The 16,313-nt window shown below is 66.6% G+C and carries 11 protein-coding genes; 5 read left to right on the top strand and 6 right to left on the bottom strand.

Annotated elements, in window-relative coordinates:
- The first annotated feature begins 77 nt into the window (after window positions 1-77).
- Window positions 78-2,126, top strand: coding sequence for a DUF262 domain-containing protein (locus AB0B68_RS22615; protein WP_357262451.1), 2,049 nt, complete (start codon window positions 78-80; stop codon window positions 2,124-2,126).
- A gap of 605 nt (window positions 2,127-2,731) precedes the next feature.
- Here AB0B68_RS22615 and AB0B68_RS22620 read toward each other — a convergent pair.
- The 6 genes from AB0B68_RS22620 to AB0B68_RS22645 all read right to left on the bottom strand — a co-directional run bounded on the left by AB0B68_RS22620 (window position 2,732) and on the right by AB0B68_RS22645 (window position 13,921).
- Window positions 2,732-4,339, bottom strand: coding sequence for a serine/threonine-protein kinase (locus tag AB0B68_RS22620; protein WP_357262454.1), 1,608 nt, complete (start codon window positions 4,337-4,339; stop codon window positions 2,732-2,734).
- Window positions 4,340-4,382: 43 nt separating this feature from the next.
- The gene (locus AB0B68_RS22625) at window positions 4,383-5,252 is read right to left on the bottom strand and encodes a hypothetical protein (protein WP_357262457.1); all 870 of its coding nucleotides are present in this window, start codon (window positions 5,250-5,252) and stop codon (window positions 4,383-4,385) included.
- An 88-nt stretch (window positions 5,253-5,340) separates the two neighbouring features.
- Complete coding sequence (locus AB0B68_RS22630) at window positions 5,341-8,400, bottom strand: type I restriction endonuclease (RefSeq protein WP_357262460.1); 3,060 nt, start codon at window positions 8,398-8,400, stop codon at window positions 5,341-5,343.
- Complete coding sequence (locus AB0B68_RS22635) at window positions 8,397-9,647, bottom strand: hypothetical protein (RefSeq protein ID WP_357262463.1); 1,251 nt, start codon at window positions 9,645-9,647, stop codon at window positions 8,397-8,399. The genes AB0B68_RS22630 and AB0B68_RS22635 overlap by 4 nt, the downstream gene beginning before the upstream one ends.
- Before the next feature lie 106 nt (window positions 9,648-9,753).
- Window positions 9,754-11,715 carry a class I SAM-dependent DNA methyltransferase gene (locus AB0B68_RS22640; RefSeq protein WP_357262466.1) on the bottom strand — a complete coding sequence of 654 codons (1,962 nt, stop codon included), beginning with the start codon at window positions 11,713-11,715 and terminating at the stop codon, window positions 9,754-9,756.
- A 304-nt stretch (window positions 11,716-12,019) separates the two neighbouring features.
- On the bottom strand, window positions 12,020-13,921 hold the full coding sequence (locus AB0B68_RS22645) for an N-6 DNA methylase (RefSeq protein WP_357262469.1): 1,902 nt from the start codon (window positions 13,919-13,921) through the stop codon (window positions 12,020-12,022).
- A 103-nt stretch (window positions 13,922-14,024) separates the two neighbouring features.
- On the opposite strand from AB0B68_RS22645, the gene AB0B68_RS22650 reads away from it, so the two are divergent.
- The 4 genes from AB0B68_RS22650 to AB0B68_RS22665 all read left to right on the top strand — a co-directional run bounded on the left by AB0B68_RS22650 (window position 14,025) and on the right by AB0B68_RS22665 (window position 16,266).
- Entirely contained in the window at window positions 14,025-14,585 is a 561-nt protein-coding gene (locus tag AB0B68_RS22650; protein WP_357262472.1) for a DUF4352 domain-containing protein, read from the top strand.
- Between the two features lie 223 nt (window positions 14,586-14,808).
- The gene (locus AB0B68_RS22655; protein ID WP_357262474.1) at window positions 14,809-15,399 is read left to right on the top strand and encodes a hypothetical protein; all 591 of its coding nucleotides are present in this window, start codon (window positions 14,809-14,811) and stop codon (window positions 15,397-15,399) included.
- A gap of 26 nt (window positions 15,400-15,425) precedes the next feature.
- Window positions 15,426-15,860: a hypothetical protein gene (locus AB0B68_RS22660; RefSeq protein WP_357262477.1), complete on the top strand. Its 435-nt coding sequence runs from the start codon at window positions 15,426-15,428 to the stop codon at window positions 15,858-15,860.
- A complete protein-coding gene (locus AB0B68_RS22665; RefSeq protein ID WP_357262480.1) occupies window positions 15,796-16,266 on the top strand; it encodes an RNase H family protein in 471 nt (156 codons plus the stop codon). Before AB0B68_RS22660 ends, AB0B68_RS22665 begins: the two co-directional genes overlap by 65 nt.
- The last annotated feature ends 47 nt before the right edge of the window (window positions 16,267-16,313 follow it).

The raw sequence follows: 16,313 nt of genomic DNA on the forward strand, positions 1-16,313 counted from the left end.
ATCGGCCCTCCACATGGGAAGGTGACCGTTCACCCGTCAACTCTCCGCATTCGCCGGTCGCGGATCAGGGAGGTCACGTGCCGTTTCAGGCGCCCATCACGATCGCCACCGCACTTGAGCGGATGGCGCGGCACGACTACGTCCTTCCCGCCATCCAACGGGAGTTCGTCTGGGGGCCCGACCGGATCTGCAAGCTCTTCGACAGCCTGATGCGTGGGTACCCCATCGGCTCGTTCCTGTTTTGGAAGGTCAGCGGGGACAAGGTCAAGTCGTACACCTTCTACGACTTCGTGCGGACCTATCACGCAAAGAACTCGCCGCACTGCCCCACTCTCGACGTCGAGCGCGGCAGGGACGTGACCGCCATCCTCGACGGGCAGCAGCGGCTGACCGCGCTCAACATCGGTCTCCGCGGCTCCTACGCCGAGCGGCTCCCGAGGATGAGGCACAACAACCCGCTCGCGTACCCGACGAAGCGGCTCTACATCAACCTGTTGGCCCGCGGCGACGATGACGAGCTGGAGCTGGCGTACCACTTCCGGTTCCTGACCGCTGATGAGGCCAAGGCCCGCGACGAGCACACCTTCTGGTTCCCGGTTTCAGAGATCCGGAGCATCAACGAGGGTGATCAGGTCTTCGACATCACCGCTCACCACGAACTGCCCAACGCCGCCGGACGGGTGCTCTTCAAGCTCTACGAAGTGGTGAAGCGGCAGACGCTAATCAACTACTTCGAGGAGGAAGACCAGAGCCTGGAGAAGGTGCTCAACATCTTCATCCGGGTAAACAGCGGAGCAGTCCCGCTCTCGTTCAGCGACCTGCTGCTGAGCATCGCCACCTCTCAGTGGCGTGAGCGCGACGCGCGGGAGGAGATTCACGCTCTCGTCGACGACCTCAACCGCACCGGCCAGGGCTTCAACTTCGACAAGAACAGCGTCTTGAAGACCGGTCTGGTCCTGCTCGGTAAACGGGACATCCGCTTCAAGGTCGACAACTTCGACCGGCACACCATGCTGGCGATGGAAGAAGGCTGGGACGACATCGAGCGGGCGCTGCGGCTGGCCGCTCAGTTGCTCAACGACTTCGGGTTCTCGTCAGCCACCTTGCCCGCCAGCAGCGTGATCATCCCGCTCGCTCACTATGCGCATCTTCGCCGTCTGGAGACGGGCTACCTGCGGCGTTCGGCCGACGCGTCGGACCGCGACGAGATCCGCCGGTGGCTGCTGCAGGCGGTGATCAAGGGTGGCATCTGGGGCAGTGGCCTCGACACGTTGCTGTCCGGCCTGAGGGCGGTGTTGGACGCCGAAGCACGCAACGGCTTTCCCCGCGCTTCGCTCGAACGTGAGATGGCCAGGCAGGGCAAGGCCCTCCGGTTCGATCCTCTGGAGGTGGACGAGCTGCTGGACCTGAAGTACGGCGCGACAAAGACCTTCGCGCTGCTGGCACTGCTCTACCCGGGCATCGACGTACGCAACACGTTCCACGTCGACCATGTGTATCCGAGAAGCAGGTTCACCGCGGCCCGGCTTCGCGCGGCCGGCATCCCGGACGAGAACATTCCCGTCTACCTCGATCACGTCGACAGGCTGGGTAACCTCCAACTTCTGGAGGGGACGGAGAACGTCGACAAGCGAGCCGCTCTGCCGTCCGAGTGGGTTCGCAGGGCCTATCCCGACCCCGCCGCCCAGCTGGGCTATCTGACCCGTAACGACCTCGGCGACCTACCACCACTCGCCGAATTCCTGAGCTTCTACGACCGCCGGCGGACGCTGATGCGCGAACGCCTCCTCAGCCTGCTCGGCGTGGACAGCTCTGCCGTGACGGAAAGGCGGGAACCGACGGAGGACAGCAACGCCGGCCCGCCGACCGGCCACCTCTCAGTCGTGCCGGAGCCCCGGCGACGAGACATCGCCGCCCACATCGGTTCGGCTTTCTTGTCGCAGCCGTCCGGCGCGTTCCTGACGGTCAACGAAATCAGGAACCATCGCAGCGAGGAGTATGGCGACGAGTTCCCTTCGGCCGGTGCCATCTCGGCACGCCTCTTTCCGACAACCGGCAGGTGCACTGTGACGGGGGTCGAGCCGGGCGTGAACGAGCGCGGCGTCCGGGGCGCGAGGAAGGTGTAGCGCCCCCTGCTACTAGCCTCACCGTCGTCTGCCCAGCGTGGGCAGTCCTGCTGGCGCTGCTCGGACCGACGCTGACCGGTCGCCATCACGGCACAGGTCACACTTGCGTGAGCCTGGATCTGTGCCCCTGCGGCGAAACGTCTTCCCACAACGCGCGCATTTCACGGTCGCCCACTCCGCGTGACATCGGGAACAGCGGGGAGCACCTGACTTCCGGGTCAGGCTGCCATCGCGTCCGCTCAGGCCGCAGCCGACGCATCGCGCCGCGAGCAGTGACTCGGCCCGCTCCTGAGAGCTGGTCGCCTTCAAGGCGCGCTGTCGCTGCTGCCGCTTGGCCACACCCTGCTTGGCCTTTACGCGCCCGCGTTGCACCGCAAGGATCCGATGCATCTGCTGCCGGACCTTCGGGTCAGAGCAGCTCTTTGCGGCGTGTGAGCCCTGCTTCAGCAGGTCCCATGCGCCCCGAGAATCGCCGACGCTGATCGCCCGATCCACAGAAAGCAGGATCGAGATCAGGCGATCTTCGGGAGCGACCGACGAACCCGGCCTGCTGGCGCGTTTGCTGCCCGCCGGAAGGTTTCGTCCAGCTCGCTGGTCGTTGGTGGTCACCGCACTGACCCCTGACCGAAGCTTCGTTGCCGGTCGTCGTCGTCCAACCGTCGTAGGTGATCCAGTAGCGCCTCCACCTCCGCGGCAGTTGGCGACTCCGAGCCGTACGCTCGATGGACATCGCGCAGGAGGTCCCCCAGTTGGCGTCGCGCCTCGGTCACGTCGCCAACGCCGGCCACAAGCATGGCGACCTGTTGCCGCAGCAGGAACAGGTCCGGTGAGCCCGGGGACATCACCCGCTGCTCCTCGGCGAGCAACGCTCGCAGCTCGGCCAGCGCAGAAGTCCCTTCACCCAGCTCCGCCTGGCAGACGGCTGCCTGCTGCCGGCATTGCCAGATCAGCTCCTGGTCAGGCACCGGGCGCGCAGCCAGGTCGGGGATGAGGCGCTGGAACTCCGGCAATGCCTGCCGGAACGCCCCGGCGAGGACGTACAGGTTGGCGAGATGAAGCCGCAGCTCCAGGATCCTCGGCTGCTTGGCGCCGTGCTCCTTCCTGACCGGACGCAGCGCCATTTCGAGCAGTTCGGCGGCCTGGGTGAACCGCTCCTCCTCGGCGAGTTCCCAGGCGCGCTCCTCGACCTCGGTCAACTCGTCGAGGGACATCGGCTCAACAACCTCTGGCACCGAGCGCGGCCGGACGATGTCCACGCTGGTCGGCGCCAGCGGCGCGCGGGGCGGTAGCGGACCGAACGGATAACGGTGGGGCATGGTCGGATCGACGGTCTGACCATCGGCGACCGTCACCGCCAGGTCGTCGGCCACGCCGGGCTCGACCACTCCGAGCGGCGCCAAGAGCTCGTACACCTCGGCGGCGGACCCGGGCCTGTCCTGCGGGTCCTTGGCGAGCAGGTGGGCGACGAGCCGCACGAGCACGTCGGGCACACCGGCGCGATGATCAGTGACAGACGGGATGGGGTCGTTCATGTGGCGGTGCAGCAGGCCGAGCGCGCTGTCCGCGCGGTACGGCGGCTCGCCCGTCAGGAGCTCGAACAGCACGCAGCCCAGCGCGTACAGGTCCGCGCGCGGCCCCACCGCACTGTTGAGTGCTTGCTCCGGTGCCATGTAGGTCGGCGTGCCCAGTGTGTGGGCGGTCGCAGTCAGTCGGGGAACGTCCGGGCCCAGCAGCGCGGCCACCCCGAAGTCGAGGACCTTGACCGATCCGGTCGGGGTGACCATCAGGTTCTGCGGCTTGAGGTCGCGGTGCACCAGGGAGGCGGCGTGCGCGACGGCGAGCACCGAGCAGATCTGCGCGCCGATGGCGGCGGCCCATGGCACGGCGAGCCGGCCGCGCTCGGCGATCAGGTCGGAAAGGAGCAATCCCGGTACGAGCTGCATGACGATGTAGACGTCGTCACCGTGGTGGCCGACATCGTGGACGCTGGGCACCCCGGGGTGGTCCAGCCGGGCGGTGACCCGCGCCTCCCGCATGAACCGTTCGACCGCGTTCTCGCGCTCGCTCTCCGGGATGGAGAGCTTGCGGAGGAACTTGATGGCGACGGGCCGGTCGAGCTTCTCGTCGAAACCACCCCACACCTCCCCCATGCCGCCATGACCGAGCGGGTACGTCAGCTCGTACCGGTCGGCGACGCGCTCCTGCGCCCGCATCAAACCCCCACCTCACGCGCGGTCCGTTCAGTTGTCAACGCAGTCAGCGCTTACCCCCGTACAGGTCGTTCAGCTCGCGATAGGCCTGCACCACTGCGCTGGTTTCGTCTGCCAACTGTTCGCTGGCACCAGACGAGATCGACGCATCATCGATAGAAAGCTGTGCGAGTGCTTTCTCAGTGCGACTCAACGTTTCATCCAGGTCGCGATCCCGAATAAACACCTCCCCTGCTTCTGCTGCTGCCGTCAGGTGGGAGCGGAGCTTGTCAAGCTCTTCGTTCACGTCGCTCCACAGGGTGCTTGCCCGCTGCTGTTGCTGGAGGAGATCCAACCGGGGCCGGCTCATCTCATCGGACCGCTCTCGAGCGTGACGCTTGAGATCATCGCGCACCGCGCGGATCTCTTCCTTGCGAGCCAGGACCTTTGCGCCATCCCAAAGTGCGTGGGCTAGCAGCCCTCCAGCCTCGTTCGGGTCAACCAGATGCTTGAGCGCAGGCAGAGTCTTTCCCACCCGCTCTGCCAGCCTCAACAGGCGGTCGAACTCACCGCGCTCCGGTGCACCGGTCAACAGCCGATGGACATCGGGATAGCGATGAAGGTCCGGGGTGACCACCTTGCCTGGTTGCTCCGCCCTTGTCGAGGCAGAGAAGATCGCTATGGTCAACACGCCTGCGACCAGGAGAATCAGCCACCAGTAGGCACCCCCACCGTTACCGCAGAAGTACAGCGCTCCTAGCGACACCAGAATTAGCTGGAATTTGGCCCTGCGATCCGCTGCCTTCGCCGTCATCGGCTGGCCAGGGGTGAGGTCGATGACGTTTCCCCACTCGTGCCGATGAGGCCTGCTGCTGATCTCGACCGGACGCAGCGCCACAGCCGTTTTACTAGGGTCGCGAGCGATCCAGACCTTCATCTTCCGTCCTCCGGCGTTCAAGACGCAGCTCACCTTCCTGGACACACATCCTGCGAAGGGTTGGTCAGTGGGCTGTTGTTCGCTCTGGCTAAGCGATGCCCTTGCGGCTGCGGATCATTTGGTACGCCTGTCGGCGTGCGAACTGGTTGAGCTGCGACCGCAGGCTCTCGTCGTCCAGGTAGCGCTGCATCAGCTTCCCGTTGTCATCGTGGCGAGACAGGATCACGTCCTCGATCCTTTTGTCGCAGACAACGCCGAAGTTGCTTTCGTCGTTGACCATCGCGGCGGCTTCGAGGGTGCCATCCTCGGCGAGCGCGACGATCTGCTGCTCGACCCAGACCTTGTCCGACTCGCCCAGACCGATACCGAACCGGTCGTTGAATGCGTCGATCAGCTCGGAAAGCACGACCTTCTCCAGGTCGCGCTGCCCGCCCGCTGCCCCGCCGAGGAAACCCGGCAGCATCTGCTCACCCTCGGGCGACAGCGACGCGTCGTGCTCGCCGGTCTTGCTGACCCGCAGGTGGGTCAGCTGCACCTCACCGATGTCGACGGACGCGTCACGGGGCCGGGGCAGTCGGTTGAGCAACGCTCGCCCGTACAGGTAGAGCCGCTCCAGGTCCTCGTCGTGGTAGGGCACGACCTGACTGAGGAACGCGTACATGCGGGTGTAGTCGCGCAGCGCGGACCGGAAGATGTCCGCGGCCTCGGGGTCGTCGGCGGCCAAGGCGTTGAAGCGCTGCACGGCCGGCTCCGTGAAGCGGTAGAGGGAGGCGTGCGCCCGCTGTAGCGCGGTGTCGCTGGTTGCCTTCTGCTCGGCGGCGAGCAACGCCTCGGCGTACGCCTGCATCTCCGAGTTGACCAGGACCGGGTAGGCCGTCACCGCGTTCTGGGCGGTGTAGAGCAGGTTCGGGTCGGTGGGGGTGGTGGCGGCGGTCTCGAAGTACGGCTTGAAGTGCTCGGCGATGTCGCCGGCTTCGTTGACGAAGTCGAGGACGAAGACGTCACCCTGAGCCTTGAGCGGGTGGGTGCGGTTGAGCCGGGAGAGGGTCTGCACGGCGGCGACGTTCTTGAGCAGTTTGTCGACGTACATCGTGGTGAGCAGCGGCTGGTCGAAGCCAGTCTGGTACTTCTCGGCGACGACCAGGATCCGATATTCGGTGTCCTGCTTGGCCTTGGGCGTGCCAGCGTGCTTGTCGTCGGCGGCCGTGTAGGCGAACCGCTCGGGCAGCTCGCCCTCGCTGAACCCGTTGCTCCGTGCTTCGGTGTGCTCGACGCCGTCGACCTCTAGGTCGCCGGAGAAGGCGACCAGGGAGTCGCAGCCGACGTAGCCCTGCATCTCGACGTACTTCTTGACGGCGGTGTGCAGGCGGACGGCGGCCTCGCGGGAGCTGGTGACCACCATGGCCTTCGCGCGGTTGCCCAGGCGCGGCGCGGTGTGCTTGCGGAAGTGCTCGACGATGATCTCGGCCTTCTGCGCCTGCATCGTGGGGTGCAGGCTGGCAAAGCGGGCGAGCTGGGCGCCGGCCTTCTTCGGGTCGACCTCGGGGTCGTCGGGGTTGGCGTTGGCCAACTTCCAGTACGACTTGTAGGTCAGGTAATTGCGCAGCACGTCGAGGATGAAGCCTTCGTCGATGGCCTGCCGCATCGAGTACGTGTGGAACGGCTGCGGGTTGTCGGTGACCGGGTGCGGTGTGCCGAACAGCTCCAGGGTCTTCGGCTTCGGGGTGGCGGTGAACGCGAAGTACGACAGCGTCTCGTGCCGGCCCCGGGCCAGCGCCGACGCGGTGAGCAGGTCACCCGACTCGTCCACGTCGTCGCTGCCGAGCTTGAGCAGCACCTTCTTCAGCGCGGCGGCCGAGTCACCGGACTGCGACGAGTGCGCCTCGTCGACGATGACCGCGAACCGCTTCCCGCGGAGCCCCTGCACCTGATTGAGGATGTAGGGGAATTTCTGCATGGTGGTGATGACGACTTTGGCCGTCTCGCCTTGAAGGGCGGCGGCGAGCTGAGCGGAGTCCTTGTCGATCCGCTGCACCACGCCGGGCACGTGCTCGAACTGAAAGACGGTGTCCTGCAACTGCCGGTCCAGCACCACCCGGTCGGTGATGATGATGACCTTGTCGAAGACCGGCTCGTTGGGGCGCAGCCCTTTGGTCATGGCGAAGTGGCCGAGTGCGGGCGCGGTGTGCAGGCTGGACAGGCGGTGCGCCAGCCAGGCGATGGTGTTTGACTTGCCCGACCCGGCCGAGTGCATGACCAGGTAGTTGTGGCCGGAGCCGTTGCGGGCGGCGTGGTCGGCCAGGTTGGTCACCGCGTGCCACTGGTGGTAGCGCGGGAAGATCAGCGCCTTGGATTCCTTGTCCGTGTGCAGGAACCGCCGGACCAGGTCCATCCAGGTGTCCGGGTGCCAGATCTGCTCCCACAGGTAGGAGCTGCGGTAGCCGCTCTCGCCGGCGGGCGGGTTGCCGGCACCACCGGATACGCCCGGCCCGTCGGAGCCGGTGTTGAAGGGCAGGAACCGGGTCTTGTCGCCCGCGAGCTTCGTCGTAACGAAGACCAGGTCGGGATCCACGGCGAAGTGCACAAGGGTACGCCGCGCGAAGAGCAGTTCCTTCGGGTCGCGGGTCTCCCGGTACTGCTTCTTGGCGTCCTCGACGGTCTGACCGGTGAGCGGGTTCTTCAGCTCGGCCGTGGCGAGGGGGATGCCGTTGACGAAGAGCACCAGGTCGAGGGTGTTGTTGTTGCTCGTCGAGTAGGCGAGCTGGCGGGTGACGGTGAGGCGGTTGGCGCGGTAGAGCTTGAGCGCGTCGTCGGTGATGGCGTGGGCGGGCTTGAAGTAGGCGAGCCGGATGCGGACGCCCTTGTCGCTGACGCCCCGACGAAGGACGTCGAGGGGGCCGCGCTCGTCGATCTGCTTGGCGAGGTACTTGGCGAACTGCCGCTGCGCCTCGTCCGGGTTGTTCCCGTGGTACGCCAGCAGCTTCGCCCACTCGTCCGGCTGGGTCGCCCCGATGAACGCGAACAGCTCGGCTGTATCCAGCCCCAACTGCCGGTCATAGTTGCTGGTCGCCCCGCTAAGCCACCCCGCGCCCAGCAGCGTGCCTTCGATCGCCGCCTCAAAGGCCCGCTCCTGATGGGCCGGGCTCATACGTCCGCTCCCCGCCTCGTCGTTACGTCGATATGTCCAGTCACCGCCGCCGTGATCAAAGCCTGTCGGCGCTCGACAAGGAGGTCTAGCTGTCGCTCAATAGCCCTTCGAAGAGCTGCGGTGCGGCCATGATGTGCGGACAGCTCGGCCACCATCAGCAGTTGGGCCTCTACGGGAGCAGCAGGTACAGGCCATTCCTTGATCTCCTCAACCTTTAGGTTGGCCATAGATTGGGAGGTTCCGTGAGACGCGGCAGCACACAGGTCGCGGATTTTGGTACCGCGCGCAACCATCGCTAGATAATTCTTATCTAAACCTCCGCCTGTCCTGATCCGGAAGATCTTGTCGCAAAGCATAAGCTTTCGCCTGACGGGTCCGACCACCGCGGCAGCACCGACAAGTGCAGGAGTGTTAGCACGAGTTACGAGGAGATCGTTCTCCCTGATCTCATAACGGACAACCGGAGGCACCTCGCCTGGGAGCTTCTTGTTCTCTAAGGGGTGGAAGGCTCCACGCTTGACGCTACTAACCTTCAACACGCCCCACTCGTGATTCTGCGCTGGCACGTTGTCACACTGGGGGCTCGACCCCTGTTCGACACTGGCAATGAATCTTCTGAACGGAGTGGTGCCGAATGCGCAAGATAGCTCCTCGATCTTGGAGTCGAGGATTGCCAGATCTCGCTCGTTCAACTTAAGTTGAATCTCCTGCTGAACCTTTGCTAAGCGTTCGACTCGCGCAAGTTCGATATCGAGGAAGTCGGCAATGCGACGCTGCTCAGACAAAGGGGGGCAGGGAACCGGCAGGTCCCCGAGAGTGTCCCAGCGTCGGAAGTCCGCTCCACCTTCGCGCACTCCACGTGCCATAGCCTTCGGAAATCCACTCAAGGCCTGAGCACGCATAGCGTACGCGATGAATCGTCCGTCAACCTGATTCGATGGACGACACACGGTACAGACGGCCGATATCGCACCGGTGGAGTCTGACACTCCTACCGAACCTCGCATGATGTCGAGACCATGAACAACGAAGTCGCCGGGCTCGACGCCTTGGAAGCCCGAGAGATCAGCTGCCTCGTGGTAACCAATCTTTGATCTGTTGCTGCGCAGCGTTACCTGACCGTTGGTGTAGGCGGTGACGATCTCCGCTCCCGGGGGAACCTTACGCTTGATCGGCACGAATAGCCGCCGGAACATCACCGACGGAAACCTAGAGAAGCCTCTCGCCCAGGTGATGGTGGCACTCATCGTGTGACTCCTCGTCGATTTGCTGCATCACGAACCATGGCGGTGCGGCCGGGCCACCGAGTGGCGCTACTCTCCAGCCAACTCAGTCCGGCGCCTCGGACCGTACTCACGCCGTCACGTCACTAAGGATTGCCTGAATTTCAGCCTCAAGCGCCTTGATCTCGGCGTCGATTTCCAATAAGGGACGCGGCGGCTTGTAAATGTAGAAATGGCGCGTAAGGGGTATTTCGTACCCGATCTTGGTTTTGGATTCGTCAATCCAGGCATCGGAAACGTGCGGCAACACCTCCCGCTTGAGGTAGTTGTAAGTGTCCTCATCCAGCGGCACGTTTTCGTTGTCGCGCAGGTCGGGGTCCGGCAGTGGGTTGCCCTTGCGGTCGATCTGCATCTCGCCCTCCGGGTCGCTGACCGAGAACGCCTCCCACACCGCCTTCTCCACCGCCGCCGGCAGCTTCCCTAGCCCGTTCAGCTTCATCGCGAAGTCGGCACGAGCCCCAGACGATGTACCGATCAGCGACTTCGCCGCCGCCAGCAGCGACTCCCGCTCCGCGTACTTGAGCATCCCCTTCGCCTCCCCGAGCAGCGCCACCGTCTCCTCGGTGACCTCGAACCGCAGCCGCAGCGGGCGCTCGACGGTGATCCGCTGGTAGCCGAAGTCGGTGGTCTTGAAGACCTTCACCTTGGCGTGCTGCGGGTGCTCCGGGTCGTCCGCGATGGACAGCGCCTCGACGTACGCCCGGGTCAGCTCGGCGATCTGCTCCTCGGTGATCTGCTTGCGCTTCTCACCCAGGCCCTTGCGCATCTTGGTCCAGTAATCGCGGCCGTCGAGCAGCACGACCTGCCGCTTGCGGGCTGGGTCCTTGCGGTTGGTGAGGATCCAGAAGTACGTGGAGATGCCGGTGTTGTAGAAGAGCTGATCGGGCAGGGCGACGATGCCCTCCAGCAGGTCGTTCTCCAGGATCCAGCGGCGGATCTCCGACTCCCCCGACCCGGCGGCGCCGGTGAAGAGCGGCGAGCCGTTGAAGACGATCGCGAGGCGGCTGCCGCCGTCCTCGGGGCGTTTCATTTTTGAAATCATGTGCTGGAGGAAGAGCAGCGAGCCGTCGTTGATCCGGGGCAGCCCGGCGCCGAACCGGCCAGCGTGGCCGCGTGCGTGCTCGGCCTTGATGAACGCCTCTACCTTCTTCCACTCCACGCCGAAGGGCGGGTTGGCGAGCATGTAGTCGAAGCGCTCGGTCTCATGGCCGTCCTGGCTGAACGAGTTGCCGTAGGCGATCTTCGTTGGGTCGCCGCCCTTGAGCATCATGTCGGACCGGCAGATCGCGTACGTCTCGCCGTTGAGCTCCTGGCCGTACACCTCGACGGTGGCGTGCGGGTTGTGCTCCTGGATGTGGTCCTGGGCCTCGCTGAGCATGCCGCCGGTGCCACAGGCCGGGTCGTAGACCTTGCGGACGATGCCTGGGGTGATCAGGTGGTCCTCATCGGGGGCGAGCAGCAGGTTGACCATCAGCTTGATGACCTCGCGCGGAGTGAAGTGCTCACCGGCGGTCTCGTTGCTGATTTCGGAGAAGCGGCGAATCAGCTCCTCGAAGACGTAGCCCATCTGATGGTTGGAGACCACGTCCGGATGCAGGTCGATGTCGGCGAACTTGGCGACGACCTGGTAGAGCAGCCCGGCCTCGGCGAGACGGCTGATCTGGGTGTCGAAGCCGTACTTCTCCAGGACGTCGACCGCTCCGGGCGAGAAGCCGCCGATGTAGGCGCGCAAGTTGAGCGCGACGTGGTCCTGGTCACCGAGCAACTTGCGGAAGGACATCTCGCTGGTGTTGTAGAACGACAGCCCAGCGGTCTTGCGCAGCACCGGGTCCATGTTCTGCACGCCCATGTCCTTGAGCTGCGCATGCCGGGCCAGCACCGCGTCCTTCGTCGGCTCCAACACGCAATCGAGCCGGCGCAACACGGTCAGGGGAAGGACCACCCGGCCGTACTCAGACTGCTTGTAGTCGCCCCGGAGCAGGTCGGCGACAGACCAGATGAAGTTCGCGAGCTCTTGGTGCTTGGTACTCACCAGGTTCCTTTCGATTGCCTTAAGTCAGGAGTATTGCTGCTGGTCCGCGTCGCCGGAGTCCCCCACTCGGTGGAGATGATCAACCGAGTGTCAGCGGGTCGTCGCTGACGGAGGTTCCTGTCTCGCTAGGTTGGAGAGCATGGGTCGCCGTGTACCGATCTCTGTCCCTGATGACGTGGCCGAACAGCTGGATGCGCTCCCGGCCCGCCAGGTTTCCGCGTATGTCACCGAAGCACTGCGCCGCCGTCGGATATCCGACGGCACGCGGGCGGCGCTGGAGGCGACTGGGCACGACGGTCCGGGGTCACCGCGGGTCGTCCGGTCGGATTGACCCCCGCGCCAGGCCGTCGGCCGTAAGCTGGGCCAGCTCCGCCCCCAGTGAGGCGGCCTGCCGGATCGCTGACTCGAAGGCGTCGAGGCGCCGGAACGCGTCCCCGTGCGCCCGCTGCTCGTCCAGCGACAGCCTTCGCACCTGCGCCCGTCGAATGTCGAACCGCATCGTCCCCGAGAGACTCGACGACTGTTTCTCGTTCGCCGACGTCCGCAGTTGCCCGGCCAGGAACCACGGATCCAACGCCGCCGGGTTGGGTCGCAGCAGGTACAGGTTGCGCCCCAACAGCGCGCCGTCGGCGGTGACCACCCGTGCGGTGAGCTGCCGCGCGATCATCGGCACCACCACGTCCCCCACGGCCAGGGGGATCTCCTGCCCGGACCGGTCGTCGCCCCGACCGGACGCCTCCACCCCGGCGAGCACGTCCGGGACGGTGAGCACCGGCGGCCCGTCGGGCGCAGGTGCGGAGGTGCCGGCGCGGACCGGCCCGATCAGTTGCAGCGCCCCGGTCTTCGCCAACTCTCCGACGGTGAGGAAAAGGCCGTCCGGTCCGTCGGGCGCGGGCGTGACCTGCGGGAGTAGCGCCGGCAGCTCGCCGACGATGGCGGCCAGTCGTTCTCTGGTGCGTACCAGATGCTCTCCGGAAGCCTCGCCCACGACGGCGGGTTGCCGGCGTGCGGGGGTGAGGTCGACTTCCTCGTCGAGCAGTTCGATGACCGGGACCGCGCGGGCGAACCCGGCCTCCTCGATGTCGCCGTTCGGGGCGGCGGCGAAGGCCCGCCACGCGGCGAGCACGCGCGGCGCGGTGTCGGCCAGCTCGCCGCCAGCGGCGTCGATCAGCAGCGCCCGCGCCGGTGGCGGCGCGTCGGTGGCGGCGCGGCGCAGCACCCACAGATGCAGGGGTACGCCGTGTGGCGCCGCTACCCCGGGTGGAAGGGCGATGACGGCGCGCATGTGGCCTCGGCGCAGCAGTTCGCCGCGGATGCGTTTGCCGGCGCGGCGGCTGGCGACAGTGGGTGGCATCAGCAGGACGGCGTGCCCGCCGACCCGCACATGGGCGAGGGCGTGTTGCACCCAGGCCAGCTCAGGTTCGGTTCGGGGTGTGGTGCCGACGATCCAGCGGGGGTCGTGGCCGAGTTCCTCGTCGCCCCAGTTGGTGGCGCCGAATGGTGGGTGGCAGACGACGGCGTCGACGGCGCGGCCGGCGAAGGCGTCGGCGCGCAGTGAGTCACCGCCGCTGACCTCCCCGGGTACGTCGTGCAGGGCCAGCCACAGGCCGGCGAGCCGGGCCAGCTCGTCGTCGAGTTCCTGCCCATACACGGAGGTGCTGCCGGCGCGGACGGCGGCTCGCAGGATGGCGCCGGAGCCGGTGGCCGGGTCGAGCACTGATCCGCCGCCGACGTTGGCGAGCCCGATCATCAGGTCGGCGAGGTCGTCGGGGGTGGCGAAGGGGCGGCCGGGCCCCGGTGCGGAGAACCGCTGCCACAGCTCGTCGAACGCGCCCTGTGGGCCCAACTGGTCGGCGAGGGCGTCGACGTCGGGCAGCAGCGGCGTGAGTTGGGCGTCGGTGCTGGCGCTGCGGGAGCCGCGTTGACGAGCCAACAGCAGGGCGCCGACGGCGGCGAGGCCGGCGGCCGGGGAGTCGCTGGCCGCGGCGAGGTGTCGCCAGAGCCGGTCGGCGGTGGCGAGCTCGGGGAGCTTGCCCTGGGTGCGTAGCCACTGCTCGACCTGGATCAGGTCGAACTCGGGGCTCGCCGTCGTTCCGCCCACGGGGGCGGGGAAGTCGGGATGCCGTTTACGCCAGTTGCTGACCGCAGCGCGACCGACACCGGCGAGCCGGGCGATCTCCGCTGCCGTGATGGTCGGGTTCTCCACGTCGAAAGTCTCCCACGCCTGTCAAGCACGAGAATGTCTGTTGACAGTGTTGTCAGACAGATGCTCTTATTGACCCCGCAACGGCCACTTCAGGAGGACAACGATGCGCAAGACCAGCACTCTCGCTCTGCTCGCCACCGGCCTCATCGCCCTGGGCTGCGGCTCCGGCACCGCGGACAAGGCGAGCGACTCCAGCAGCGACAGCAAGGCGAGCAGCTCCAGCGGCGACGAGGGCGGCGCCAAGGCCGAGGAGAAGCCGGCGAAGACCGCCAAGATCGGGCAGCCGGCCCGGGACGGGAAGTTCGAGTTCACCGTCAAGTCGTCCAAGTGCGGCGTCGCCAAGATCGGCAGCGACATGCTCGGCCAGAAGGCACAGGGCCAGTTCTGCCTGGTCACGGTCAACGTGAAGAACATCGGCAAGGAAGCGCAGATGTTCGACGGCAGCAGCCAGAAGGCGTACGCGGCCGACGGCACCGAGTATTCCGCCGACACCGGCGCGGCGATCTACGCGAACAAGAACGCCGAGACGTTCCTCAACGACATCAACCCCGGCAACCAGGTCAACGGCGTCGTGGTCTTCGACATCCCGAAGAACGTCAAGCTCACCAAGCTCGAGCTGCACGACTCGATGTTCTCCGGCGGCGTCGACGTCGCCCTCAGCTGATCTCCTCCCCACCGCCCGGGGCGGGCAACCCACGCCCGCCCCGGCTGTTCACAGCCCACCTGTTCACACAAGGAGCCTCCCCATGACCGATCCAACCAACCCGACGCCGCCTGATGAACCCAGTGAGCCGCCACAGCCTTCGACAGCTCCCGTAGCGGGTCCGGCATCCGAGACCAACCCGGTCTTCCTGTCCGCTCCTCCCGTAACCGGCAGGCGGTCCAACGTGCGGGCCTGGGTGGTCGGCGGCACCGCACTCGCGGTCATCCTCTGCTGCGGCGGCGCTGTGATCGGCACGTTCAACGGTGACGAGTCGAAGCCGACCGCTGGCGCCAGCAGCTCCCCTGCGACAAGTCCCACCAGCGCGTCGCCGACGACTGTCGCTCCCACTACAGCGGCCCCGACCAGCGCGGCTCCCACCAGCGCCATTCCGAGCCCTACCAAGGCTGCCCCGCCGCCGAAGCCGAAGCCGCCGTCGTACAAGACGTTGACCGAACGGCAGTGGAAGCTGATCGCCAAGGACCCGGACGGCTACCTGGGGAAGACCTACGTCGTCTACGGGCGGGTGACCCAGTTCGATGCGGCCACCGGTACCGACAGCTTCCGTGCGGACGTCGCCCACCGCCGGATGGCCGAGGACTACGACTACGAGACCAACACCATCTTGAACGGGTCCGCGTCGGACCTCGACAACCTCGTCGAGGACGACATCTTCCGCGCGAACGTGACGGTGCTTGGCTCCTTCAGCTACGACACCCAGATCGGCGGCGAGACCACTGTCGCGCTGCTCCAGGTCGACTCCATCAAGGTCCTCTGAACTCCCCTCAAACGTCAGGAGGCGTCGTGCGCCCCGATGAGTTCCTCCGCGCCCTGACCCAGCTGCCCCCGCCCCTGCACGACCGCGTCCTCATCCTCCGCCCCTACACCCGCGCCACCCGTTGCGACGACTGCCAGGGCATCGGTGACGCGGTCCACCTCGCCCTCACCGCCGCCCACTACGACGAGCTGACCTCCGCCGCCGATCTGCTCGACACCGCCGAGCGCCTCGCCGCCGCGCACACCGAGCACTCTGGGCGCAAGGCGGACTGCCTGCCGCTTCCCGACCAGGACCGTGGGCGCGGCAGGGTGCTGCGCTGGACGCAGGCGGCCGGTCCGCTGGTGGCGGCGACCGACGCCAGCTGGAAGGGCCGCGCCGGTGGGTGGCATCGGGTACGTGGTCAGCGACGGTCACTACGGCCTGCTCGGGCGGGGCACCGGCCGGCTCGACCCGACCGGTAGGTCCCGAGTGCTCGTCGACGAACTGCGCGCGGTCGACTATCTGCTCAGCGGGTATGCCGAGGTGCCAGCGGGCATGACCGTGCTGTTGGACAGCCTGACGGCCGTGCGGTACCTGCACCGCTGGCAGGCCGGCGAGACCGACGCCATGCCCGCCGGCTACAGCCTGCGGCAGCGCCGCTGGTCCGACAAGCCGACCCTGGTCCGGCTCGCCGAGCAGGTGGCTCACCGTCCCGACCTGACGTTCGCGCACGTCAAGGGGCACAGCGGCCACGCCCTCAACGAGGCCGCCGACGGCCTGTCGCACATGGCGCGCCGCCGGCGGGAGGAGTCCTTCGACCTGCGTCCTCGAGCGCACGCCCTGGTCGACGCGTTCCTGCGCGACTGGCACGCGAGCGCCACGCTCTGAACCCTCCCGGGGCGCCCGGAGCGGCCGGCGCTGGACCACTGATTCGT

Origin of the sequence: Micromonospora sp. NPDC049049 (genome assembly GCF_040649115.1) — a bacterium.
Classification (GTDB): domain Bacteria; phylum Actinomycetota; class Actinomycetes; order Mycobacteriales; family Micromonosporaceae; genus Micromonospora.

Coding starts and splice junctions, on each gene's coding strand:
- AB0B68_RS22625 (WP_357262457.1), bottom strand. CDS start 5,252: ATGAAGGTCTGGATCGCTCGCGACCCTAGTAAAACGGCTGTGGCGCTG.
- AB0B68_RS22650 (WP_357262472.1), top strand. CDS start 14,025: ATGCGCAAGACCAGCACTCTCGCTCTGCTCGCCACCGGCCTCATCGCC.
- AB0B68_RS22630 (WP_357262460.1), bottom strand. CDS start 8,400: ATGAGCCCGGCCCATCAGGAGCGGGCCTTTGAGGCGGCGATCGAAGGC.
- AB0B68_RS22620 (WP_357262454.1), bottom strand. CDS start 4,339: ATGCGGGCGCAGGAGCGCGTCGCCGACCGGTACGAGCTGACGTACCCG.
- AB0B68_RS22635 (WP_357262463.1), bottom strand. CDS start 9,647: ATGAGTGCCACCATCACCTGGGCGAGAGGCTTCTCTAGGTTTCCGTCG.